Below are 503 nucleotides of genomic sequence, written 5' to 3' on the forward strand. Positions count from 1 at the left end.
TCGGGTGCTTGTTCGAGGATGATGTGGGCGTTGGTGCCGCTGATGCCGAAGGAGGAGACGGCGGCGCGGCGGGGTTTGCCGGTGGTGGGCCAGGGTTGTTCTTGGGTGAGGAGTCGGACGGTGCCGTCTTCCCAGTCGATGTAGGGGGAGGGGTTGTCGGCGTGGAGGGTGCGGGGGAGGGTTGCGTGTTGGATGGCTTTGATCATTTTGATGACGCCGCCGACGCCTGCGGCGGCTTGGGTGTGGCCGATGTTGGATTTGAGGGAGCCGAGCCAGAGGGGTTGGTCGGTGGTGTGGGCTTTGCCGTAGGTGTTGATGAGGGCGGTTGCTTCGATGGGGTCGCCGAGGCGGGTTCCGGTGCCGTGTGCTTCGACTGCGTCGATGTCGGCGGGGGTGAGGCGGGCTGCTGTGAGTGCGTTGTGGATGACGCGTTGTTGTGAGGGGCCGTTGGGTGCGGTGAGTCCGTTGCTTGCGCCGTCCTGGTTGACGGCGGTGCCGCGGAT

Annotated in this window: 1 protein-coding gene; it reads right to left on the bottom strand. The window is 65.8% G+C overall.

The annotated features are described in order from the left end of the window. A partial coding sequence (locus LG634_RS37600) for a ketoacyl-synthetase C-terminal extension domain-containing protein (RefSeq protein ID WP_226741047.1) occupies nt 1-503 on the bottom strand: 503 nt, incomplete at both ends.

The sequence above is a fragment of the Streptomyces bambusae genome (assembly GCF_020532645.1).
In the GTDB taxonomy this organism is placed as follows: Bacteria; Actinomycetota; Actinomycetes; order Streptomycetales; family Streptomycetaceae; genus Streptomyces; species Streptomyces bambusae.